Source organism: Pseudomonas tohonis (assembly GCF_012767755.2).
In the GTDB taxonomy this organism is placed as follows: Bacteria; Pseudomonadota; Gammaproteobacteria; order Pseudomonadales; family Pseudomonadaceae; genus Metapseudomonas; species Metapseudomonas tohonis.
Genome location: NZ_AP023189.1, coordinates 3,486,697 through 3,509,145, shown reverse-complemented (window position 1 = coordinate 3,509,145; position 22,449 = coordinate 3,486,697). Strand labels below are relative to the sequence as shown.

Genomic DNA, 22,449 nt, shown 5'->3' with positions numbered 1-22,449 from the left:
ACCAGGCAGGTGTGTTTCGGGTTCATCGGCTCTTCCTTGTCGAGTGTGCACGGGTGATCCGGCGCGGGAGCGCCAGGTGGTCAGGCGAGCAAGGAAGAGGCGGGGGAGGCGCGGGGGTTGAGGGAGGGCCAGAGCTCGCGCGGCGGCGGTTGCGGCCAGCTGTGGGCATCCAGCGGGGTGGCGGGGACGCCGAGGAAGGCGTCGATCTGCCAGCCGAGGCTGCTGAGGGCCACGGCGGGGGCGAAGGAGGAGCAGAGCGGGCAGCTGTACTGGGCCGCGAGCTGGGGCAGTTGCTTGCCGCTGTCGTCGATCCCGGCGCCCTGGGTGTCGTTGGCCGAGCAGAAGGCGCCGCCGAGGCCGCTGAGGGCCAGGCCGCTCATCTGGCCGTGGTGGATACCGCAGGCGAACAGGCTGAACAGGACGCTTGCGTAGAGCATCCAGGCGATCAGCGGGCGTTCGGTGCGGGTGAATTTCATGGGCGGCGACTTTAGCAGGTCATCGGGCCGCTCGGGAGTGGCCGTTCGTGGCGTTTTGCCGCAGGGCCGTGCACGAGGAAATCACGGGCGGCGTGGGCATTCGGCGCGCACCGGATCAGCCGGCGGCGCCCACCGCGATCACTCGCTGTTGCAACCCCAGCTGCGCACCACGCAGGCGTTTCCGCCACGTTCCTGGCATTCGGAAATGGCGCGGGCCTGGGCATTGCCGGCGTTGAAGTCGGCGCCCCAGCCATAGGCGGTGGAGCCGTTGACCTGGTCGGCGGCGTAGGCGGCGCAGCCGCTCTCGAAGTCCAGCACCACCTCGCAGCCGCTGCCGCACTCGCTCAGCGCGCGGTCCTGGGCCTGGGAGAGGTCCGGGTAGTCGTAGGCGAAGCCGTATTGCAGGCCCTGGTTGCTGTCGATGGCCAGGGCGCCGGCGGCGTGAACCTGGGTGGCGGCCAGGCCGAAAGCCAGGCACAGGGAAAGGTTGCGGGCGATCGCCAGGGTCCGTTGCATGGTGAGTCCTCAAAGGGCCCGCAGGAAGGGAGGGAGGGGCGGGTGGGGCGAAGACTAAAGGGAAGGGATGACGATGGCTAGTATTTGGCCATCATGGCTCGGCGGAGCCCGAGCCTGCTGGCAATCAGGCCCCGTTCTTCAAGTAAGTAAGTTCTGACATCAGGATTTAAATTACTTACAAGTTTCACACTCAAAGAACACTCGGAAATTCCCCTGATATGACACGTGCGTGGCGCGAGCCGGTAATTATCGGGTTGATTCACGTATGGCCTCATTCATGGGGCTGATGGTTCTTGTTTAAGTTCGCCTGCAACTTAGTCTCGGCTTCGCTCGTTCAAGACGGCGTGCGGTAAATAAAACCCTTTTCAATAACCTGGAGAGTACCTGGCCGGCGTGGCGCTTATATATATCGCCACCGAATGAACAATAAAAATTCCGCCTGTCGCCTTGACCCAAGAACAACAATAAAAGAGGACGATGCAATGCCTTCTAGATACTTGCCCCTTCAACTAAGCCGTTATTCGACCCTGCTGTGTGCAGGGATGCTCGCCATGCCGGCGGTGGCCGATCTGATCGACGACGGCAGCGCTCGGCTGGACCTGCGCAACTACTACTTCAACCGGGACTTTCGCGAGGGCCGCGCTGCCGACCGCGAGGAGTGGGCACAGGGTTTCATCCTGCGCCTGGACTCGGGCTTCACCGAAGGCAGCCTGGGGGTTGGGGTCGATGCCGTCGGCATGCTCGGCATCAAGCTGGACTCGACGCCGGGGAGCACCGGTACCGGGTTGCTGCAGGTGGACCGCAGTGGCCGGGCGAAGGATGACTATTCGAAGCTGGCCCTGGCCGGGAAGATCAAGTCCGGCAAGACCCAGCTCAAGCTGGGGGCGTTTACGCCGCCGGTCCTGCCGACACTCAAGCCCAACGATGGCCGCCTGTTCCCGCAGCTATTCGAAGGCGGGCTGCTGACGTCAGCCGAGTTCGAGAACCTGGAGCTGACCGCAGGGCGTTTGAGCCGGGTCATGCAGCGCAACGCCACGCAGTACGCGCCACTGCGGCTGAACACCCTGAACCGGCGCTTCCAGGGGCATGGCGCGACGGCGGAGCACTTCGACACGGCCGGGGTCGACTACCGATTCCAGGGGCACTGGCTGGGCCGCTACCACATCGCCCAGTTGGCGGACATCTACCGCCAGCAGGTCTTCGCCCTGAGCCACAAGGGCGCCCTGGGGGCCGGGGCTTTGAGCAGCGATCTGCGCTTGAGCCTCATGCGTGACCAGGGCGGCGCCAGGGGCGGCAAGATCGACAACCGGGCCCTGCAGGGGTTTCTGGGGTATGCCTACGCCGGCCACGGCCTCGGCGTGGCCTACCAGCGGATGATGGGGGGCACCGGCTATGCCTACCTCCTGGGTTCGGACGCCAACCTGATCAACCTGTCGATACTCGGTGACTTCGCCAATGCCAAGGAGCGCTCCTGGGCATTGCGCTACGGGTACGACTTCGCCGGCCTGGGATTACCCGGCCTCAGTCTCAATAGCCGTTATATGTTCGGCGACCATGCCGAGATCATCGGGACCCGCAAGATCGGCAAATCCTGGGAGCTGGATAATGAACTGCGCTATGTGGTGCAGGACGGCCCGCTCAAGGACTTGAGTATTCGCTTGCGCAGTGCGGTCTTTCGTTCCAATCACGCCATCAACTTCCAGCGCGACACCGACGATATACGCCTGATGTTCAATTACTCGTGGGCCATCCGCTGATTCAAGGCGGAACGCACTGTAACGGCTCCAACTTGCCTGGAGGTCATCCCTATGTACCGTCAGTTATCGAAATACCTGCTCAGCCTGTCGTTATTGGCGCTGATCAACCCGAGCGAAGCCGGGCAACCTGACCCGCAGCAACGGATTCCAGAACTCCGACCGGGTTACCTCGTGGGCTATCTGCAGAAGGAGGACCTGCCCGATAGCCTGGCGCTGCTGCCGCCACCCCCTGCGGCGGACACGCCTGCCTTCCTGCTGGACCGGCACCTGGCTGAAAAAAGCCAGGCCCTGCGTGGCGGTGCGCGCTGGGAGCTGGCGATCCGCGATGCCGACCTGAAGTTTCCCGCCGCCGCCGACACCTTCTCCTGTGCCCTGGATGCGCCCATCAACGAGCAGCAGACACCGGCGTTGTACCGGCTCCTGCGCCGGACCCTGGCCGATGCGGGCCTCGCGACCTACGGCGCCAAGACGCGCTACAACCGGACCCGCCCCTTCGTATTCAACCGGCAACCCAGCTGCACCCCGGCGGATGAGCCCAAGCTGGCGAAGGATGGTTCCTATCCCTCCGGGCACAGCGCCATCGGCTGGGCCTGGGCACTTTTGCTGAGCGAGCTGGCCCCGGAACGCAGCGACGCCCTCTGGGCCCGAGGCCGGGCCTATTCGGAAAGCCGCATGGTGTGCAACGTGCACTGGTACAGCGATATCCGCGAGGGCCGCGAGATAGGCGCCACCGCCTTGGCACGCCTGCATGGCGACCCGACCTTCCAGGCGGATTTCGCCATGGCCAGGAGCGAACTGATGGCCGTCCGCGGACAGGGGGCGGTGGCCGGTCGCGACTGTGCCGCCGAGGCCAGGGCCCTGGCGATGGGGATCGACTAGGAAGGGGCCCGTTCCGGCTGGGGGAGCGGGATGGGGGAGGAGACGGCAACCACGCCGCAGGGCGTGGTTGCCGGAAGGGGTCACTGGCTGCCGCTGGAACCGCCGGAGGCGCTGCCGCTGCCGCCCGAGGAGCCCGAGCCACCTGTGCCGCCGGTTCCTGCCGGGGCGCCGGTGCCGCTGCCGCCCATGCCACCGGTGCCCGCACCGCCGGTCCCGGAGCCGGTGCCACCCGTGCCCGTCCCACCGGTTCCCGAGCCGCCGGTACCACCGGTCCCCGTGCCGGTTCCCGTGCCGCTGCCATCGGTGCCCGGGGTCGGAGCGCCGCCCTGGCCACCGGTGCCGCTGCCCGTGCCGGTACCACCCGTACCGGTGCCGCCGGGCGCACTGGGGCCACCGACGCCATTGCCGGGCGACTGGGTGCCCGAGCCGGTGCCGCTGTCGGTCGAGGGGGAGGTCGGGGAGCTGGGCGTGCTCGGGCCGGGCACGGTGGGGCCGGTGCCGCCATCGGTCTCGGCCAGTGCGGTGAGGGAGGCGCCGGCCAGGCAGCCGGTGAGGATGAAGGCAGTCAATTTGTTCAGTCTCATGGAGTTCTCCAGGTGCTGTGGGTTACTTGGAATACGGCCCACGGCGTCCGGAAGGGTTCGAGGAGAATGATCAACGGTGGCCGCGCGCCATCGGTCAGCGAGGTGCCGTGCCGCTTGATCAGCGGCGACCGCGACGCATAAGGTTGCACCCTTCAGGAAGGACCAGACCTGGCCCGCCCAGGCAGAAAGGATGTTGCATGCCCGCTTTTCGCCGTAGCGCACTCGACACCGAACGCTCCCAGGCCGTCGTCCGGCTGGTCATCGCCAGCCTCGCCACGCTCTACACCGCAGTGGCCGAGCTCATCGGCCGCATGCCGGAAGACAAGGCGCTGCCCATCCTCATCTACAACACGCTGTTCCTGGCCGTTTCCTTCGTGCTGCTGACGCTCATCGTGCGCCGGCCGGGCGTGTACCCTTCGCGCCGGCTGTTCTCCATGGTCCACGACTACGCCGGCATCGGCTTCTCGATGATCGTCGGCGGGCCGGCGATGCTCCCGGCCTATGGCCTGTTGCTGTGGGTGACGGTGGGTAACGGCCTGCGCTTCGGTTCGCGCTACCTGGCGGTCTCGACCCTGCTGGCACTGGTGGCACTGGCGGTGATCACCGCGCTCAACCCCTACTGGCAGGAGCAGCCCTACATGGTGCTGACGCTGGTGGTGACCACCATCATCGTGCCGGCCTACGTGAACATCCTGCTGGGCCAGGCGCGGCGGGCCACCGAGGCGGAGAGCGCGGCCAACCTCGCCAAGTCGCGCTTCCTGGCCCAGGCCAGCCACGACCTGCGCCAGCCGATCCACAGCATCAGCCTGTTCACCGCGTGCCTGCGCGACGCCGACCTGGGCCATGAGGAGCGCCAGCTGGTGGACAGCATCGACAAGTCGCTGCACAGCGTTTCCCAGCTGTTCCGCTCGATCCTCGACATGTACAGCCTCGATGGTGGCAAGGTGGTGCCGCGCACCCAGCCGGTGGCGCTGGAGGCCCTGCTGCAGGACCTGGTGCGGCAGAACGCCGAGGCCGCGCGCTGGGCCGGGGTGCGCATCCAGCTGCGGGTGCCGCCGCAGCTGCACGTGCAGGCCGACCCGCACCTGCTCTCGACCATGGTGCAGAACATTCTCTCCAACGCCCTCAAGTACGCGCCTGGCCGCCCCGTGCTGCTTGGCTGCCGGCGGCGCGACGGGCGCATCGCCATCGAGGTGCACGACCAGGGTCGCGGTATTCCGCCGCAGCACCTGGCCAATGTCTTCGACGAGTTCTACCGGGTGCGCCAGGTGCGTGACCGCGACATCGAGGGCGTCGGCCTGGGCCTGGCCATCGTCAAGCGCCTGGCCCAACTGATGGGCCTGGATATCCGCATCGCCTCGCGCCTGGGGCGAGGCACCAGCGTGGCCATCGAAGGCCTGCAAGGCTGCGAAGCGCCGCGCCAGGCGCCTTTGCCGGCGCGCTCGTCGCTGCCGCTGCGCATGCTCGACGGCCTGCGGGTGATGCTCATCGAGGACGATGGCGCCGTGCTGCGCGCTACGGCGACGCTGCTGGAGAAGTGGGGCTGCGTCGTCGAGGCACGGCCTTCGTTGCCGCCGGGCGAGGTGCAGTGCGATCTGGTCATCACCGATTTCGACCTCGACACCGAGACCACCGGGGCCGACTGCATCGAACGCATCCGCGCCCGCAGCGGCTGGAAGGTGCCGGCGGTGGTGATCACCGGTCACGAGGTGAAGCGGGTGCAGGAGCTGGTGGCCGACCCGGACATCCCGATCCTCTCCAAGCCCCTGCACCCGGCCGAGCTGCGCTCGGTGCTGATGGCGCTGAAGCTGGGCATGCCGGAGACGGCCGCGGCGGGTTGAGGCGTAGCACCCTGGGTGGGAGCGAGTCCATTCGCTCTGTCTGCGTTAGCTGTTGTGGATTCACGAGAGCGGCGCTTTCAGGGCTCTTCTGGATTCCTGGCAGGCCCACCGCATGGGTTTCGCTTCGCTCTACGCCATCCTACGAAGCCGTTGCGCACCGAGCGTGATGCGCACATCGATGAAGATTTTGGCGAAGAGGTTGGAGCGGCGGCCAAACGCCCCTTCAGGAGGCCGAGCGCAATCGTCGTTTCAGGGGTTGAGCGACATGGATGTCGCGAGAGGCGTACCGGGCCATGGATGGCCCGTTACGCCGGGCCCCTGAAACGATGATGGAGTGAGGGAAGTCTGGCGAAGCCAGACCCGTATGCAGGGGCAAGTTTTTTGGTTCCTTTTCACCGGGCTGGCGTTCCAGCGATTGGAAAAGGGACTCGCCCGGCAAGGCGAAACAGGAACCATCAGCAAAGCTCGGCAATCAACTGAGCTCGAAACCTTCTGGCGATACCTAACGCAGACAGAGCGAATTCATTCGCGATAGGAGCATCCGGCTACTCGCGGCCACAAGCCTGGGGAAGGTCTTTCGCGGCTGAAGCCGCTCCTACAGAAACAGCCTGGGGCCGGGCCGGATATCGCGTGTCGGGCCTCGCTGCGCTCGGCGCCAACCTACGAAATCAGATGCCCGCCTTGGCGGCCTTGGCCGCAGCGGCGGCGCGGGTGTTGACGCCCAGGGCGCGGAGCAGCGAGGAGACGTGGATGCGCACGGTGAAGGGGGAGATATCCAGCTCGCGGGCGATTTCCTTGTTCGACAGGCCGCCGACGATCAGCCGCAGCACGTCCTGCTGGCGGGGCGTGAGCTGGGTCAGCCCGGCGTCGTTGGCGAGCAGGCCGGTCTCGCCGAAACGCACCACGAAGTCCCCGTCGCGGATGGCCAGCAAGGCCTCGCCGACCTCGTCCGGTGCCGTGGCCTTGCCGATGAAGCCGTCGGCACCGGCGGCCATCACCTCGTCCACGGCCTTCTGGCTGTCGACCATGGAGACGATGACGATGGAGCTGCGCTTGAAGGCCTGGCGCAACGCGCCGATGGCCTCGACGGATTGCCCGGGGAAGAGCAGGTCGAGGATGAACATGCTCGGCGTTTCGCCCTCACGGGCCAGGGCCAGTACCTCGTCCATGCTGCCGGCTTCCTCCACCCGGGCGGTGGGGAGCACGCGCTGGACGATACGCCGCAGGCCATCGCGGAATACGGGGTGATCGTCGGCGACGATGATGCATTCGGAACGGTTTTCTTCGGACATCCGTTTATTGTCTTGTTCTCGGGGAAGCCAGACGCCATCGACGGCACGTCGACCTGGCGACACGGCTTCGGAAATCGACTGCCTGCGCACAGCAGCGGGTGATTCTTCCTGAAAGTGTGTCAGGGTAGAGACAAATCGCCTCGCACGCCATCGTCCAAAACACCGCATCGACCATCGGCAATTCCATTGCCAGGGCATGCGAAGACGCCCGAATCCATCCTCGTTCGCAGCAGATCGCCTCGAATTCCTGGCGAGCGCCTGGCGTTATCCGGAGCCTGTACGAAAATGTGGAAGGAATTCTTCCCTGTAGGCCAACCGGCCGCTGTCGTCGCCCCTGGCGCGAGGAGTTGCATCCATGTTCCGAACCATTGCCCTGGCCCTCTGCCTGGCGTTCACCGGGCTGGCGTCGGCAGACCCGGCGGCGGACGCCGAGAAGGCGCGCGCCTTGCTGGACCGTGCGGTCGACTATTACCAGAAGCAGGGCGACGCGGCGCTGGCGGCGTTCAGCCGGCAGGGCGAGTTCATCGAGGACGATCGCTACGTGTTCGTGGTGGATACCCACGGCGTGATGCTGGCCAGCGGCGGTCCTTCGGCCGTGCTGATCGGCCGGGACGTGTCACAGGTGCTGGAGCCCGAGCTGCGCGAGGCCTTCCAGAAGGTGCTGGCCACCACCGAGCAGCAGGGCGTGCAGACCGCCGAATACCGCTGGAAGAACTGGCGCGACGGCCGGGTGGAGCGCAAGGAGGTGTATTTCCGCCGGGTTGGCGAGCGCATCATCGCCGTCGGCCATTACCTGCCCCGGGCCACGCCCGAGCAGGCGCATCAGTTCCTGGCGCGCGCCGTGAAGGCGATGCAGGCCGACGCGGCCGGCAGCATCAAGGCGATCAACGCGCTGTCGCCGGCATTCCGCGAGGACGACCTGTACCTGTTCGTCGTCGACCTGCAGGACCGCCGCTACGTCGCCCACGGCTACAACCTGCGCCTGGTGGGCGTTGACTTCGCCACCATCGACGACCCCGAGGGCAAGCCGGTGGGTGCGCCGATCCTCGAGCTGATGGCCAAGGCCGACCAGGGCGACTACGAGTACCGCTGGAAGAACCCGGTGACCGGCAAGGTGGAGTACAAGCACGCGCTGCTGCGCAAGGTCGGCCACTACCTGGTGGTGACCGGCTACTACAGCGACTGAAGCGTGCGGGGGCTGCCGGCGCGCAGCCCCCTGCGGGGCTAGCGGGTGGGGGCCTCGCCGATCACGGTGGTGCGGTACATCTCGCGGCGCATGCCGTGGTAGTCGGAAATCGGCAGGTGCCAGGTGCTGCGGTTGTCCCAGATCGCCAGCGTGCCGGGGCTCCAGCGCATGCGGCAGGTGAAGGTCGGCTGGGCCGCGACGCCGAACAGGTGGGTCAGCAGCGCGGTCGCCTCCGTGGGGCGCAGCCCTTCGATGCCGCTGGTGTAGGCCGGGTTGACGAAGAGCACCTGCTGCCCGGTTTCCGGGTGGCGGGTGATCAGCGGGTGGCTACGCACCTCGTCGTCCGTGGCTTCGCCGAAGCGGTTGTCCATGTTCTCCAGCATCCTGTTGTGCGCCGCACCGACGCCATAGGCGCGCTCGGGGCTGTGGATGGCGTCGAGCCCCTGGAGGAATGCCCGCAGGGGCGGGGACAGCCAGTCGTGGGCCAGCGCCAGGTTGGCGAAGAAGGTGTCGCCGCCGAAGGGCGGGATGTCCTTGCCGTAGAGGAGGGTGAAGGCTGGCGGCCTGGCCTGGAAAGACCAGTCGGTGTGCCAGGCTCCGCCGAACACCACGGGGCTCTTCTCGTCGGCTTCCTTGACCACATGGACCACGTTCGGGTGGTCGGCCATGCCCTTCACATAGGGCTCGCGGCCGAACTCGCCGAAGGCCAGGGTCACCCGTTCCAGGTCTTCGACCTCCAGTTGCTGGTCCCGGATGAACAGCACCTTGTGATGCAGCAACGCCTGGCGCAGTTCGGCGAAGCCCTCGCCGTCGAGCCGCTTCAGGTCGACACCGCTGACGTCGGCCCCCAGTGCGCCGGTGGCGGGCACGGCCTGGAAGTGGCGCGTCTCCAGGGCGCGGTTGACGCTGGGATGGACATGGAAGAACTCGAACATCGGGGCCACCTCTTGTCGTTGTCATGGGCGTGCTCAGCATGGCCAACGCGCGCGCTCCCCGCCACGGCGACTCCGGCCAAAATCCGGTCGCCCGCGTTCATCCGCCGCCCGCATCGCCGGTCGATTGATTACCTGGCGTATCAACTGAAGTGATCCATGGCGGATTTTTCGGCTCGATGCTCACAAATACAGTGCGCTGCAACGGCAACGCGGCGCGACCGCTGCCACGACACGAGCCATCTGAGAGGAACCGAACATGAGCAAGCAGACCGTCGTCATCACCGGCGCATCCAGCGGCATCGGCCTGGGCCTGGCCCGCGCCTTCATCGACCAGGGCTACAACGTGGTCGGCACCGCGCGTACCGCCGAGCGCCTGCGTGAAGCCGCCGCGAGCCTGGGCGACCCGGCCGGGTTCATCGGCGTGGCCGGGGACGTCGCCGACCCGGGCACCGCCTCCAGGGTGTTCGCCGCGGCGCTGGAGGCGTTCGGCAGCGTCGAGGTGCTGGTCAACAACGCCGGCTTCTTCCTGCCCAAGCCCTTCATCGACTACAGCCCGCAAGACCTGGAAACGCTGCTGGACACCAACCTCAAGGGCGTGGTCTACAGCAGCCAGGTGGCCGCCGCGCACATGGCCGCACGGGGCGGCGGACGCATCATCAACATCTCCGCCGCCGTGGCCCTGCAGCCCAACATCCGGGTGCCCGCGGCGCTGCCGGTGCTGATCAAGGGCGGCATCAACCAGATGACCCGCGCGCTGGCGCTTGAGCTGTCGCCGCACAACATCCAGGTCAACGCGGTGGCGCCCGGCATCATCGAGACGCCGATGCACGACCCGGCCAACCGCGAGTTCCTCAACGGCCTGGCACCGTCGGGGCGGATCGGCACGGTTGGGGAGATCGCCGCGGCAGTGCTGTACCTCGCCGGCGCCGGCTTCACCACGGGCGTGGTGCTGGCGGTGGACGGCGGGATGAGCAGCGGGACCTGGTGACCAGGAGGTGATGAGAAAGGGAGGCTTCGAGCCTCCCTTTTTTGTCTTTACGTCCGTGTGTGTCCCGGGCTACGTCCTGCCACGGGGGTAGGTTGGGTTGAGGTACGAAGCCCAACGCAGCGCAGCCGAGCCACGCTCCGTTGGGCCTCGCTGCGCTCGGCGCCGACCTACGGCGCAGCGCTACCCCTACGAACCCAATTCCAAGCACGCCCCTACGTCACGCAAGTTCACCGGCGAGGGTGGCCACCAGTTCGGCGGCGGGCAATGCCCGGGCCAGCGGTGCGCCCTGGCCGGCCCACTGCACGGCGTAGTCGTCGCAGCCCTTGGCCGAGGCGGCCGCGTGCAGGGCCTTGGCGGCGTCGTAGGTGATGGGGTAGTCGGGCAGGGCAGGGGCCTGGGGGTGGCCGACATCGCTGAACAGCCGGTTCGGCAGCCCGCGTGCGGAGCGCCCGGAGATGGCCGCGGTGAGGGCGGTGCGCTCGACCCGTGGGCTTTGCATGGCTGCGCGGTAGGCGGCGTTGGCGGCGGATTCCGGGCAGAGGATGAAGGCGGTGCCGAGCTGCGCGCCGCTGGCGCCCAGTTGCAGCGCCGCGCGGATGCCGGCGCCGTCCATGATGCCGCCGGCGGCGATGACCGGCAGGCGGGTCCGGCTGGCCAGGGTGCGGGTGAGGGCGAAGGTGCCGATCAGCGCATCCTGCTCGGGCTCGAACACACCGCGATGGCCGCCAGCTTCGACGCCCTGGGCGACGATAGCGTCGATTCCGGCCACTTCGATCAGCCGCGCCTCGGCCAGGTTGGTGGCGGTGGCGAGCAGGCGGATGCCGCGAGCCTTCAGCTGGTCGATCCAGCCTTGCTGCGGCAGGCCGAAGTGGAAGCTGACCACGGCCGGGGCCTCTTCCAGCAGCACCTGGAGCATGGCCGGGTCGTCGAGGAAGCTGCGGTAGATCTCGCGCAGCGCGGCCGGCGGTTCGGCGTCGAATTCGGCGAACAGCGGGCGCAGGTGCTCCAGCCAGGCCCGTTCACGCGCGGGGTCGGGCTGGGCGGGCGCGTGGCAGAAGAGGTTGACGTTGAACGGCTTGGCGGTCAGCGCGCGGGTATCGCGGATCATCGCCCGGGCCTGCTCGGGCGTGCTGGCGCCGATGCCGATGGAGCCCAGCGCACCGGCGTTGGACACGGCAGCGGCGAGTTTCGGCGTGGAGACACCCACCATGGGCGCCTGGATGAGGGGGATCTCGATCCCCAACAGTTCGGTGATCAGCATGTGTCGGCAGGCCTCTGGGTCAAGGGTTGGCTTGACGTAAAATCTCATAATGAGAATATTCAGATCAACTTGTTCTCTGTAAGAGATTGAAAGTGGACCTGACCAGCCTCGAGATCTTTCGCGCCGTCGCCGACGAGCAGAGCGTGACCCGTGCCGCCCAGCACCTGCAGCGGGTGCAGTCGAACGTCACCACGCGCATCAAGCAACTGGAAGACGAACTGGGCGTGCACCTGTTCCTGCGCGACGGCAAGCGCATGACGCTCACCGACAAGGGCCGCGAATTCCTCGCCTATGCCGAGCGGCTGCTGGCACTGGCGGCGGAGGCACGGCAGTCCATGCACCCGGGCGTGGCGGGCGGGACGCTGCGCCTGGGCAGCATGGAAAGCACGGCGGCCAGCAGGCTGCCGCCGATCCTGGCGCGTTATCACCGCGCTCACCCAGGGGTCGCCCTGGAGGTTTCGACCGGCACCAGCCAGGCCCTGATCGAGGGGGTGCTGTCCAGCCGCCTCGATTGCGCCCTGGTGGCGCACCCCGATGCGCTGCGCCGCGAGGACCTGCACGGCCAGGCGCTGGAGCGCGGCCTGTGCGCCATGCCGGCCTTCAATGAGGAACTGGTGATGCTGTTGCCGCCCGATCACCCGCCGCCGGCATCGCCCGGGGACCTTCGCGTCGGCGCGCTGGCCTGCTTCGCCCGGGGCTGCACCTACCGGATGCTCGCCGAGCGCTGGCTGGGCGAGCACCGCGCGCAGGGAGGCGCGCCCTTGCAGGTGCGCGAGGTGGGCTCCTACCACGCCATCCTCGCGTGCGTCAGTGCGGGCGACAGCGCAGGCATCGTGCCGCGCTCGCTCCTCGCGCTGTATCGCGAAAGCCCGCCGGTGACCGCGTTGCCGGCGCTCTCGGTGGACACCCTGCTGGTCTGGCGCGAGGGCTATGCGACCACGGCCTTCGAGCGCCTGCGCGAGGCGCTCGTGGCGGAATAGACCGTGAACGGGCGGGGTGGCGTGTATCGCTCTGTATCTCGCGGCCCGCGCCCCGGGCTGGCTTACAAATGCGCCCCCTCACGGATACGCCACGGATACAGGGGGCGGGCGAAATAGCCCCAACCCCGAACCCATGCAGCCTGGCTGCGGGTTCCAGGGTTCCAACGCCACCCGTGGCATGCCCAGCGCGGCACCGCCCGCGCCCTGTATCCGGAGAAGCACCATGTCCCACACCCCGCTCGCGAACACATCCCGTATCGGCCTGCTCGCCGTGGCCCTGGCCGGCGGCCTCAACATCGCCTCGTCCGCCGCCTTCGCCGTCGAGGCTCTGCCCCAGGGCTACCAGCTGGCCGCCGCCGACAAGGCCGCCGAAGGCAAGTGTGGCGAAGGCAAATGCGGCTCCAGCGGCGCCAGCGCCAAGGCGACCCAGGGCGAAGGCAAGTGCGGGGAGGGCAAATGCGGTGAAGGCAAGTGCGGCGACGCCTCGTTCGCCCGCACCGACACCGACCACGACGGCCGCGTCTCCCTCGCCGAGCTGCTGGCGGTGGCGCCGAAGGGCGGCAAGGAGTTCAAGGCGATCGACGCCAATGGCGATGGCTACCTGTCCGAGGCGGAGGTGTACAGGTTCCGCAGCAACCAGTACCTCTCCAACGGCAAGAAAGTGCCGGCGGAACTGTTCACCCACATGAGCCAGGCGAAGGACTGAGCCGCCGCCCACGCCCCCCAAGAACCCTCCTGCGCCCCTGGCCGGGAGGGTTCGCGCTTTCTGGAGCCCCCTCATGAACACAGCCTCCCTGCACGGCGCCGGCCTCGGCCTGCGCCGCGCCCTGATGCCCGAGCTGCTGGCGATGGACGCCGGCGCCCTGGACTTCCTCGAATGCGCGCCGGACAACTGGATCGGCGTCGGTGGCCGCTTCGGCGATGGCCTGGCGCAACTGGCCGAGCGCTTCCCGCTGAGCTGCCACGGCCTGTCGCTGTCCCTGGGCGGCCCGGCACCGCTGGACCTGGAGCTGCTGCGGCAGACCCGGCGCTTCCTCGACCGCCACCACGTGGCCTGCTTCAGCGAGCACCTGAGCTACTGCTCCGACCAGGCCCAGCTCTACGACCTGCTGCCGCTGCCGTTCACCGAGGAGGCAGTGCACCACGTCGCCGCGCGCATCCGCCAGGCGCAGGACGTGCTCGGCCGGCGCATCGCCGTGGAGAACATTTCCTACTACGCCGCGCCCTACCAGGCACTGAGCGAGATCGACTTCCTCCGCGCGGTGCTGGAGGAGGCCGATTGCGACCTGCTGCTGGACGTCAACAACCTCCATGTCAACGCCATCAACCATGGCTACGACGCAGCGGCCTACCTGGCGGCGATCCCGGCCGGGCGGGTGGCCGGCCTGCATGTGGCCGGCCACTACGACGAGGCGCCGGACCTGAAGATCGACACCCACGGCGCGACGGTGAAGGGCGATGTCTGGCACCTGCTGGAGCGGGCCTACCGGCGCTTCGGCCCGCTGCCGACCTTGCTGGAGCGCGACTTCAACTTCCCGCCCCTGGTGGAGCTGCTGGAGGAGGTGGAGCAGATCCGCGCGCGGCAGCACGCCGCCACCGGCTGGCCGGAGGTGCGCCATGGCTGATGAACTGCACGCCCAGTTGCTGAGCCTGGCCCGGCATGTACGAGACCCGCAGCGCTACGCGCCGCCACCCGGCATCGAGGCACGGCGCCTGGCGGTCTACCGGCAGCTGTTCTTCGGCAATGTCGAGGGGCTGCTGGCGGGGGGCTTCCCGGTGCTCCGTGCCTGCCTGGGTGACGCGCGCTGGCAGGCGCTGGTGCGCAGCTTCTACGCCGAGCATCACTGCCGTACGCCGCTGTTCACCGAGTTGGCCGGGGAGTTCGTGAGCTTTCTCGAAGGCGGCGGGGGCGATGGCCTGGCGTTACCCTGGCTGGTGGAGCTGGCCCATTACGAGTGGGTGGAAAGCGCACTGCTGCTGAGCGACCGCCAGGAGAGCGCGCATGCCCCGGAAGGTGACCTGCTCGCCGGGGTTCCGTTGCTCTCGGCCCTGGCCTGGCCGCTGGCCTATGCCTGGCCGGTGAACGAGATCGCCCCGGGCTTCCTGCCGCAACAGGCGCCGGAGCAGCCGACGCTGCTGCTGGCCCGGCGCGGTATGGATCAGCAGGTGCATTTTTCCCGCCTGGCACCGCTGGCCCACGCGCTGCTGGTGTCGTTGCAGCAAGGCGAATGCAGCGGGTTGCAGCACCTGGCAGGCCTGGCCGAAGCCATCGGCGTGGAGGTCGAGGCCATCCTGCCGCAGGGGCTGGCGTTGCTGGAGGGTTTGCGGGAGCGGGGCGTGGTGATCGGTACGCGCCAGTAAGGCGGTGCCATTCAGAAGCGGATATCGTTACGTAACGAATATGCGAAGCGTTACGTAACGCTAAAGCGCGGGAGTCCCAGTGTCTCGGTCACGCTGCACCGCGTGGGTTTCGCTTCGCTCTACCCACCCTACGGAAATGCCATAGCAAGGCCCTGGACGTGGGAGGGGGCGGGCTGCCTTGTGGGAGCGAATTCATTCGCGATGCTTTACTACTGGCCGATCACGGAGGCGTCCGCGGCTTAGGGTGGACCACGCTTTAACGGTCCACCAATCGGGGTCATGCCGGGCATCGCGAGCGTCATCCACACAGCATGGGTTTCGCACCGCTCTCCCCATCCTACGGACGGCGTTCTGCGAGCGTAGCGAGACCCATCATTTCAAAGAAGAAGCCCGCGCATCGCCTGATGCGCGGGCTTTTCATTGGGCGGAAGAATTCAGCCCCTGCGGCGCAGCAGGGCGTCGAGGCTGAGGCGTCCGGCGCCGTTGAGGAGCAGGGGGAGGGCGGCGACCAGGTAGATCAGCGGCAGCTTGTAGTTGCCGTAGCCCCTGTCGCTGATGGAGTAGCCCTGGGCGAGTTCGGCGAGGCTCGACCAGTGCGCCGGCCAGTGCACGGCGGCGATGGCGACGACGGTGAGGATCATCAGCACGAATGCGGCGAAGCGGGTGCCGAGGCCGAGCAGCAGGAGCAGTGGGGCGATCAGTTCGGCCCACATGGAGAGCTGCCAGTTGAGCCCGGCAGGGAGCAGGTCGAAGGGGAACGGGAAGGCGGCGTTGATCGGCTCGAACCAGTTGTCGCCGTTCCATTTATCCAGGCCCGACTCGAAGAACTCCCAGGCCAGGAACAGGCGCAGGGGGATGTCCGCACCGAAGTCGCCCAGTTGGGCGAGGCGGTTGCAGGCCTGTTTGAAGGGTGTGGATGCCAGTGACGTCATGGGAAATGCCTCGGGATCGGGGCGCTGGACGGGGTGCCCGCGCGGTGAGGCCATGCTCGCCGCCGGTCTTGTCCCGCGTGTGTCCGCCCGGCGGCGCTGTGTATCCCGGTGTATCCGTGGCTCAGCCCGTTACATCCAGTTCCAGTTGCGCGCAGAGGCCGCCGCCTTCGCGGTTGCGCAGGGTGAGGCGGGCGCCCAGGGCCTGGCTCAACTGCTGGGCGATGGCCAGGCCCAGGCCGGTGCCGCCGGTGTCGCGGTTGCGCGAGCCCTCCACGCGGTAGAAGGGCTTGAAGACCTGTTCCAGCTCCGCCTCGTCGATCCCCGGGCCTTCGTCCAGCACCTGCAGGCGCACGCGGCCAGGCCCATCCTCCAGCACCCGCAACTCGGCATTGCCACCGAACTTGAGGGCGTTGTCGATGAGGTTGCTCAGCACCCGTCGCAGCGCGTGCGGCCGCGTCTCCAGCAGCGCACCGGTGCGGCCTTCGAGGCTCACCGCCTGGCCGCTGTCCTGGTAGTCGAGCACCAGGCTGTCGAGGAAGGCGGCCAGCGCCACGCGGCAGACGGCTTCGCGGCCGCCGTCCAGGCTGCGCGCGTAGGCGACGCCCTCGCGCACCAGGTGCTGCATCTCGTCGAGGTCGCTCCACAGGCGTTCGACTTCGGGGGTGTTGTCCATCTGCTCAACACGCAGCTTCATGCGGGTGATCGGGGTTTGCAGGTCGTGGGAGATCGACGCCAGCAGCTGCATGCGCTCCTTGAGGTAGGCGGCGATGCGGCCTTGCAGGGCGTTGAAGGCGCGGGCGGCATGGGCGACCTCGCGCGGGCCGGTCTCCGCCAGCGGCGTGGCGGGCGTGTCCGGGTCGAGCTGGTCGACGGCGCCGGCCAGGCGGGTGAGGGGGCGGATGGCCATGCGCACGGCGAGCCAGGTGCACAGCAGCAGCACCGCCAGTTGCAGGCTGAGCATCAATGGCAGCCATTTGGCCATGGGAATGGGCGCGGGCGTCACGTCCAGCGTCAGCGGGTGGCCGTCGCGCAGTCGCATGTGCACCTGGAAGTGCGGCGCGGGCCCTTCGATGGTGGCGAAGCTCAAGGCGTAGTCCTTGCCCAGGGCGCGCTCGATGGAGGTGGCGGCCATGGGCGCCGCGCTCATGTCCATGGGCGTGCCCGGCAGGCCCAGGTCCAGGCGGTAGCGGTAGTTCGGCCGCTCCAGCAGCGGCAGCCAGGCCGCGCGTTCCTGGGCCGGGAGGCGGTCGATCAGGGCGACGACGGTGCTCACGTCCATTTCCAGGTTGTTGAGCATCATGCTGCGGCCGGTCTGGTAGCGCTCGTAGAACTGCGAGCTGAAGGACATACCGTAGGCGAGCACCAGGCCGCTGAGGAAGATCAGCATCAGCCGCGCGGCCAGTGTCCGTGGCCAGTGGAGGAGGGTGCTCACGACAGGGGCTCGATCAGTTGCACGGGCAGGGAGAAGACGTAGCCCTCGCTGCGCACGGTCTTGATGCAGGCCGGCTCGCGGGCGTCGTCCAGCAGGCGTTGGCGCAGGCGGCTGACCAGCAGGTCGATGGAACGGTCGAACACGTCGGCCTCGCGACCCTGGGTCAGGTTCAGCAATTGCTCGCGGCTGAGCACGCGCTGCGGGTGGTCGAGGAAGACCCGCAGCAGGCGGTACTCGGCGCCGCTCAGGGCGACCATGGTGCCTTCGGCGTCTAGCAGGTGGCGTGCACTGGTGTCCAGGCGCCACTGGCCGAAGCCGATCAGGCGGCTGCTTTCACTGATCTGCAGGTTCGGCGGCAGCATGCGGGTGCGCCGCAGCACGGAGTTGATCCGGGCCAGCAGCTCGCGGGCGGAGAAGGGCTTGGTCAGGTAGTCGTCGGCGCCCATCTCCAGGCCGATGATGCGGTCGGTCTCTTCGCTGCGGGCGGTGAGCATCAGCACCGGGGTGGACCTGTGCCTACCCACGCGCAGCTCGCGGCAGAGCTTCAGGCCGTCTTCGCCGGGCATCATGATGTCGAGCACGATCAGGTCGACCGTGTTGCCGTCGAGAAAGCCGCGCATCTGCCGGCCATCGGCCGCCAGGCTCACGCGCAGGCCGTTCTTCTTCAGGTAGTTGCCGACCAGCTCGCGGATTTCCCGGTCGTCGTCGACGATCAGGATGTGGTCGATGTGGTCCATGGAGCGTTCCTCGGAGGGTGTCGGCGCTAGTGTATCGACGTCGCGCCCGCTTGCCCGCTGCCCTTTGTATTGCAGTGTATACAGGGCCGGTTTGTTACCTGGCGCGGCAAATCGGCGGCGCTTCCGACACAGTGGCGATACCCCCTGGCCTTGCAATGGAGGCCCGGCAACCCGGCCGGCTTCCATCACCAGGAGATCGTCATGAAATCACTCGCCCGTTCCGCCGCCCTCGCCCTGTCGCTGGTCCTGCCGCTGCTGGGCTCCGGCCTGCAGGCGGCGGAGACCCTGCCCGTCGAGCAGTACCACTACGGCATGCAGCTGGATGTGCAGAAGGTCCTGGCGCTGCACGAGGCGCCGACCGTGCTCTGCCAGGTCGTCGAAGCCCGCATGGACTACCTGGATTCCCAGGGCCGTGAACACCGTCTCGCCTACCTGAAGCACGCCACGGCCTGCCAGGACAGCAACTGAGCCGTTGCCCCCGAAATCGCCTGCGCCGAGGTGCCCATGCTGCTCATCGCCTTCATCGGTGGGGTGCTGACCCTGTTCAGCCCCTGCATTCTTCCCGTCCTGCCGCTGCTGTTGTCGCGTTCCGGCGGTTCGGTCAGCTCGACGCTGCTGACCCTGCTCGGCCTCGCCTCGGGCTTCGCCGCGCTGGCGAGCCTGGCGGCCGTTTCCGCCGACTGGGCCATCGAGGCCAGTACCTGGGGGCGCTGGGTCGCCCTGGTGGTGCTGGGCTCATCGGCGCTGGCGTTGCTTTCCAGCCGTGTCGCCAACTGGCTTTCCCGGCCCTGGCTGTGGCTGGCCGAGCGCCTGCACGGCCAGGCACGGCGGCTGCCGTCGGCGCTTGCGGCCTGGCTGCTGGGCTGTGCCACGGGCCTGCTGTGGGCGCCCTGCGCGGGGCCGATCCTCGGGCTGGTCCTCTCCGGGGCGATGCTCGATGGCCCCAATGCCTCCACCAGCCTGCTGCTGTTCAGCTTCGGCCTGGGCAGCGCGACGGGGTTGGCGCTGGCGGTCTTCCTCGGGCGCGGCGTGCTGCAACGCCTGCGGCCGTCACTGCGGCTGGTCGGCTGGCTGCGCCGCGGCACGGGCGTGGCGGCGCTGCTGGCGGTGGTCGGCATCGCCAGCGGGCTCGGCCCGCAACTGGCCGGCGTCGGCTCATCGGCCCTGGCTTCCGGTCTCGAAGCTCGGGTGCTCGATGACCTGCCGAAGCTTCTGGAGCCTCTGGTCGGCGACGCCCGCGCGGACGAGCGGCTGCCCGACCTGGGCCCCGCGCCGTCGCTGGGGGGCGCCAGCCAGTGGCTGAACAGCCCGCCGCTGGACATGCAGGCGCTGCGCGGCAAGGTGGTGCTGGTAGATTTCTGGACCTACGACTGCATCAACTGCCGCAACAGCCTGCCCCATGTGAACGAGTGGGCGCAGCGCTACGCCGACCAGGGGCTGGTGGTGATCGGGGTGCACACGCCGGAATACCCCTTCGAGCGGGTCGAGGCGAACGTGCGCCAGGCCATCGCGCGCCTGGGCATCCGGCACCCCGTGGCCACCGACAACCAGTACCGGGTGTGGCGCGCCTTCGACAACCAGTACTGGCCGGCGCACTACTTCATCGATGCCAGGGGGCGCATCCGCCACATGCATGCGGGGGAGGGGCGTTATGCGGAGCAGGAGGCGGTGATCCAGGCGCTGTTGAAGGAGCGGGATGAGGCGGCGCAACGCTGAACAGGAGGGCTGACGGAAAAAAGGGAGGCGCCGGGCCTCCCTTTTGCGCCTTGCCGGCGGGCCTCAACCGGGCGGGTTCCTGCGGTACTCGGTGGTGGTGATGCCGGCGTAGCCCCAGTTATCGGTGTCGACTTCCTCGATGACGATATGGGTGAGGTGCGGGTCCTTGCCCAGGACCCGTTGCAGGGTGTCGGTGATCTCGGCGATGACCTGGGCCTTCTGTTCGCGGGTGACGCCGTCGCGGGTGATGCGGACGTTGACGAATGGCATCTGGAGTTCCTCTGTAGGGGCGGATGGCGCCGAGGCCGGTGGCGTTCGGCGGGGTGAGGTAACTGTATTTGTTCCGTTTCGCTGGATAAATGTAGGATCGGAAACTTCAGTTGATACCCGGTGTAATCAATCGTGAAGCGCCATTTCGAAGACATCCAGCTGGGCAGCATCGAGCTGTTCTGCCTCGCCGCCGAGGAAGGCAGCTTCACGGCGGCCGCGCTGGTGGCCGGGGTCACGCCGGCGGCGGTCAGCCGCTCCATTTCGCGCCTGGAGGAGCGCCTGGGCACGCGGTTGTTCCAGCGCACGACGCGCAGCATCCGCCTTACGGAAAGCGGGCGTGGCTACTTCGAGCAATGCCGCCAGGCGCTGACCCAGCTGATCGAGGCCGAGCGCGACATGATGGGCCGCCAGCAGGAGCCGACGGGCCAGCTGCGCATCAGCATTCCCACCACCTACGGTCACCACCGCATCCTCCCGGTGCTGGCGCGCTTTCGCGAGCGCTGCCCGGGGGTGAAGGTCGACATCCACCTGAGCAACCGCAACATCGACTTCGTCGGCGAGGGCTACGACCTGGCGATCCGCGTGCGCGCGTTGCCCGATTCGACGCTGATCGCCCGGCACCTGGAAGACGCCGCCCTGGTGGTGGTGGCCAGCCCGGACTACCTGGCCAGGGTTCCGGCGCCGCAGTCCCTGGAGGAACTGGCCGAGCACGACTGCATCCAGTTCGAGCTGCCCAGCAACGGCCGACGCATCCCCTGGCTGTTCAACGAACGGGGCCAGGAGCGGGAGCTGCTGCTGACGGGTAACTACTGCTGCTCGGACGATGTGCTCGGCGGCGTGACCCTGGCCAAACACGGCGCGGGGCTGTTCCAGACCTACCGCTTCATCGTCGAGCGGGAGCTGGCGGAGGGGACGCTGGTGGAGGTGCTGCCGGCGTTCGGCGGGCGTTCGCGGCCTTTCACCCTGCTGTATCCGCAGGGCCGGCACATGCCCTTGCGCCTGCGCGCCTTCATCGAGTTCCTGATGGCGTGCAAGCGCGAGTGGAACGTCTGAAACCGGGCCCATGAACAGGGCCCGGATCGGCCTTTTCTAGGCGGCCCGCTCCTTGCCGGCACGGATGTCGAAGGCGCCGCCGGTGAAGGTGCCCTCGGTGGTGACCTTGCCTTTGCCGGGCAGCAGCGGGAACACCAGTTCGGCGAAGCGGTAGGCCTCTTCCAGGTGCGGGTAGCCGGAGAGCACGAAGCTTTCGATGCCCAGGTCGGCGTATTCCTGCAGCCGCGCGGCGACTGTCTGCGGGTCCCCGACCAGGGCGGTGCCCGCGCTGCCACGTACCAGGCCCACGCCGGCCCAGAGGTTGGGCGCCACTTCCAGGTTGTCACGCCGCCCCTGGTGCAGGGCGGCCATGCGCCGCTGGCCTTCGGAATCCATGCGCGCGTAGTTGGCCTGGGCGGCGGCGATGGTGGCGTCGTCCAGGTGGCTGATCAGCTCGTCGGCGGCGGCCCAGGCCGCCTCGTTGGTCTCCCGCACGATCACGTGCAGGCGCACGCCGAAGCGCACCGTGCGCCCGTGTTTCGCCGCGCGGGCCCGTACGTCGGCGATCTTCTCGGCCACCGCCGCCGGAGGCTCGCCCCAGCTCAGGTAGGCGTCCACATGCTTGGCGGCGAGCTCGTGGGCCGCCACCGAGGAGCCGCCGAAGTAGAGCGGCGGGTAGGGCTTCTGCAGCGGCGGGAAGAAGTTCTGTGCGCCCTGGACCTTGTGGTGCTCGCCGTCGAAGTCGACGGTCTCGCCCTGCAGCAGGCGGCGCCAGATGGTGAGGAATTCGTCCGAGGCGGCGTAGCGCGCGTCATGGTCGAGGAACACGCCATCGGCGGCGAGCTCCGTGGCGTCGCCGCCCGGCACCACGTTGAGCAGCAGGCGCCCGCCGCTGGCCTCGTCGAGGCTCGCGGCCTGGCGGGCCGTGGCGGTGGGGTTGCCGAGGGTGGTGCGCAGGGCCACCAGCAGCTTGATGCGCTGGGTGACCGGCACCAGGCTGGCGGCGGTCACCCAGGGGTCGAGGCAACTGGCGCCGGTGGGAATCAGCACGCCGTCGTAGCCGAGTTGGTCCGCCGCTACGGCGATCTGCCGCATGTAGGCGTTGGTGGCCGGGCGGCCACTCTCGGAACGGCCAAGGAAACGGGTATCGCCGGAAGTCGGCAGGAACCAGAAAACGTCGAAGCTCATGGATCAATCCTCGTTGCAGGCCAGCGTCCCGCAGAGGGCAGGGCGCATCGATGGTGTGCAACGCAGGGCAGGAAGGCGCTTGCTCG

At 68.1% G+C, this 22,449-nt stretch carries 23 protein-coding genes; 12 read left to right on the top strand and 11 right to left on the bottom strand.

Annotated features, from left to right (window positions below; translation table 11 throughout):
- Positions 1-80 precede the first annotated feature (80 nt).
- Both HSX14_RS16080 and HSX14_RS16075 read right to left on the bottom strand, forming a co-directional pair.
- Positions 81-476, bottom strand: coding sequence for a DUF2946 family protein (locus tag HSX14_RS16080; protein ID WP_173179915.1), 396 nt, complete (start codon positions 474-476; stop codon positions 81-83).
- A 138-nt stretch (positions 477-614) separates the two neighbouring features.
- A complete protein-coding gene (locus tag HSX14_RS16075; RefSeq protein WP_173179912.1) occupies positions 615-992 on the bottom strand; it encodes a DUF4189 domain-containing protein in 378 nt (125 codons plus the stop codon).
- Positions 993-1,474: 482 nt separating this feature from the next.
- Here HSX14_RS16075 and HSX14_RS16070 point away from each other — a divergent pair, with 482 nt between their 5' ends.
- Together HSX14_RS16070 and HSX14_RS16065 are read left to right on the top strand one after the other, a co-directional pair.
- Positions 1,475-2,749: an OprD family porin gene (locus HSX14_RS16070; RefSeq protein WP_173179910.1), complete on the top strand. Its 1,275-nt coding sequence runs from the start codon at positions 1,475-1,477 to the stop codon at positions 2,747-2,749.
- 51 nt (positions 2,750-2,800) lie between these two features.
- Positions 2,801-3,628, top strand: coding sequence for an acid phosphatase (locus HSX14_RS16065; RefSeq protein ID WP_173179908.1), 828 nt, complete (start codon positions 2,801-2,803; stop codon positions 3,626-3,628).
- A gap of 80 nt (positions 3,629-3,708) precedes the next feature.
- Here the strand turns inward: HSX14_RS16065 and HSX14_RS16060 are convergent, their stop codons facing one another.
- Positions 3,709-4,212 carry a hypothetical protein gene (locus tag HSX14_RS16060; protein ID WP_175384261.1) on the bottom strand — a complete coding sequence of 168 codons (504 nt, stop codon included), beginning with the start codon at positions 4,210-4,212 and terminating at the stop codon, positions 3,709-3,711.
- A gap of 197 nt (positions 4,213-4,409) precedes the next feature.
- Between HSX14_RS16060 and HSX14_RS16055 the strand changes: the two genes are divergently transcribed.
- Complete coding sequence (locus HSX14_RS16055; RefSeq protein ID WP_173179906.1) at positions 4,410-6,053, top strand: hybrid sensor histidine kinase/response regulator; 1,644 nt, start codon at positions 4,410-4,412, stop codon at positions 6,051-6,053.
- 668 nt (positions 6,054-6,721) lie between these two features.
- Here HSX14_RS16055 and HSX14_RS16050 read toward each other — a convergent pair.
- Positions 6,722-7,345 (bottom strand): LuxR C-terminal-related transcriptional regulator, encoded by a 624-nt coding sequence (locus tag HSX14_RS16050; protein ID WP_173180210.1) that lies wholly within the window; start codon positions 7,343-7,345, stop codon positions 6,722-6,724.
- Between the two features lie 355 nt (positions 7,346-7,700).
- Here HSX14_RS16050 and HSX14_RS16045 point away from each other — a divergent pair, with 355 nt between their 5' ends.
- Positions 7,701-8,531 carry a cache domain-containing protein gene (locus tag HSX14_RS16045; protein ID WP_173180212.1) on the top strand — a complete coding sequence of 277 codons (831 nt, stop codon included), beginning with the start codon at positions 7,701-7,703 and terminating at the stop codon, positions 8,529-8,531.
- A gap of 38 nt (positions 8,532-8,569) precedes the next feature.
- Here the strand turns inward: HSX14_RS16045 and HSX14_RS16040 are convergent, their stop codons facing one another.
- Positions 8,570-9,466, bottom strand: coding sequence for a TauD/TfdA dioxygenase family protein (locus tag HSX14_RS16040; RefSeq protein WP_173180214.1), 897 nt, complete (start codon positions 9,464-9,466; stop codon positions 8,570-8,572).
- Between the two features lie 256 nt (positions 9,467-9,722).
- Between HSX14_RS16040 and HSX14_RS16035 the strand changes: the two genes are divergently transcribed.
- Positions 9,723-10,454 carry an SDR family NAD(P)-dependent oxidoreductase gene (locus HSX14_RS16035; RefSeq protein WP_173180215.1) on the top strand — a complete coding sequence of 244 codons (732 nt, stop codon included), beginning with the start codon at positions 9,723-9,725 and terminating at the stop codon, positions 10,452-10,454.
- 217 nt (positions 10,455-10,671) lie between these two features.
- Here the strand turns inward: HSX14_RS16035 and HSX14_RS16030 are convergent, their stop codons facing one another.
- Positions 10,672-11,715 (bottom strand): NAD(P)H-dependent flavin oxidoreductase, encoded by a 1,044-nt coding sequence (locus HSX14_RS16030; protein ID WP_173180216.1) that lies wholly within the window; start codon positions 11,713-11,715, stop codon positions 10,672-10,674.
- 92 nt (positions 11,716-11,807) lie between these two features.
- On the opposite strand from HSX14_RS16030, the gene HSX14_RS16025 reads away from it, so the two are divergent.
- The 4 genes from HSX14_RS16025 (at position 11,808) to HSX14_RS16010 (ending at position 15,056) form a co-directional block, all read left to right on the top strand.
- Positions 11,808-12,695: a LysR substrate-binding domain-containing protein gene (locus HSX14_RS16025; protein ID WP_173180217.1), complete on the top strand. Its 888-nt coding sequence runs from the start codon at positions 11,808-11,810 to the stop codon at positions 12,693-12,695.
- 223 nt (positions 12,696-12,918) lie between these two features.
- The gene (locus HSX14_RS16020; RefSeq protein WP_173180218.1) at positions 12,919-13,401 is read left to right on the top strand and encodes an HvfA family oxazolone/thioamide-modified RiPP metallophore; all 483 of its coding nucleotides are present in this window, start codon (positions 12,919-12,921) and stop codon (positions 13,399-13,401) included.
- A 73-nt stretch (positions 13,402-13,474) separates the two neighbouring features.
- Complete coding sequence (locus HSX14_RS16015) at positions 13,475-14,320, top strand: HvfB family MNIO-type RiPP peptide maturase (RefSeq protein WP_173180219.1); 846 nt, start codon at positions 13,475-13,477, stop codon at positions 14,318-14,320.
- Complete coding sequence (locus HSX14_RS16010) at positions 14,313-15,056, top strand: HvfC family RiPP maturation protein (protein WP_173180220.1); 744 nt, start codon at positions 14,313-14,315, stop codon at positions 15,054-15,056. The genes HSX14_RS16015 and HSX14_RS16010 overlap by 8 nt, the downstream gene beginning before the upstream one ends.
- 434 nt (positions 15,057-15,490) lie before the next feature.
- Here the strand turns inward: HSX14_RS16010 and HSX14_RS16005 are convergent, their stop codons facing one another.
- From HSX14_RS16005 to HSX14_RS15995, 3 genes are all read right to left on the bottom strand, one after another.
- Positions 15,491-15,988 carry an HvfX family Cu-binding RiPP maturation protein gene (locus HSX14_RS16005; RefSeq protein ID WP_173180221.1) on the bottom strand — a complete coding sequence of 166 codons (498 nt, stop codon included), beginning with the start codon at positions 15,986-15,988 and terminating at the stop codon, positions 15,491-15,493.
- Between the two features lie 121 nt (positions 15,989-16,109).
- Positions 16,110-17,375, bottom strand: a complete 1,266-nt coding sequence (locus HSX14_RS16000; RefSeq protein ID WP_173180241.1) for a sensor histidine kinase — start codon at positions 17,373-17,375, stop codon at positions 16,110-16,112.
- A 41-nt stretch (positions 17,376-17,416) separates the two neighbouring features.
- Positions 17,417-18,157 carry a response regulator gene (locus HSX14_RS15995; protein WP_111264459.1) on the bottom strand — a complete coding sequence of 247 codons (741 nt, stop codon included), beginning with the start codon at positions 18,155-18,157 and terminating at the stop codon, positions 17,417-17,419.
- A gap of 201 nt (positions 18,158-18,358) precedes the next feature.
- On the opposite strand from HSX14_RS15995, the gene HSX14_RS15990 reads away from it, so the two are divergent.
- A complete protein-coding gene (locus HSX14_RS15990; protein ID WP_173180222.1) occupies positions 18,359-18,625 on the top strand; it encodes a DUF2790 domain-containing protein in 267 nt (88 codons plus the stop codon).
- A 36-nt stretch (positions 18,626-18,661) separates the two neighbouring features.
- Entirely contained in the window at positions 18,662-19,873 is a 1,212-nt protein-coding gene (locus HSX14_RS15985) for a cytochrome c biogenesis protein DipZ (protein ID WP_173180223.1), read from the top strand.
- A 63-nt stretch (positions 19,874-19,936) separates the two neighbouring features.
- Here HSX14_RS15985 and HSX14_RS15980 read toward each other — a convergent pair whose 3' ends face one another.
- A complete protein-coding gene (locus tag HSX14_RS15980; RefSeq protein WP_173180224.1) occupies positions 19,937-20,143 on the bottom strand; it encodes a tautomerase family protein in 207 nt (68 codons plus the stop codon).
- Between the two features lie 132 nt (positions 20,144-20,275).
- On the opposite strand from HSX14_RS15980, the gene HSX14_RS15975 reads away from it, so the two are divergent.
- Positions 20,276-21,196 (top strand): LysR family transcriptional regulator, encoded by a 921-nt coding sequence (locus HSX14_RS15975; protein ID WP_173180225.1) that lies wholly within the window; start codon positions 20,276-20,278, stop codon positions 21,194-21,196.
- A 36-nt stretch (positions 21,197-21,232) separates the two neighbouring features.
- Here the strand turns inward: HSX14_RS15975 and ssuD are convergent, their stop codons facing one another.
- Positions 21,233-22,363, bottom strand: a complete 1,131-nt coding sequence (gene ssuD, locus HSX14_RS15970) for an FMNH2-dependent alkanesulfonate monooxygenase (RefSeq protein ID WP_173180226.1) — start codon at positions 22,361-22,363, stop codon at positions 21,233-21,235.
- Positions 22,364-22,449 lie beyond the last annotated feature (86 nt).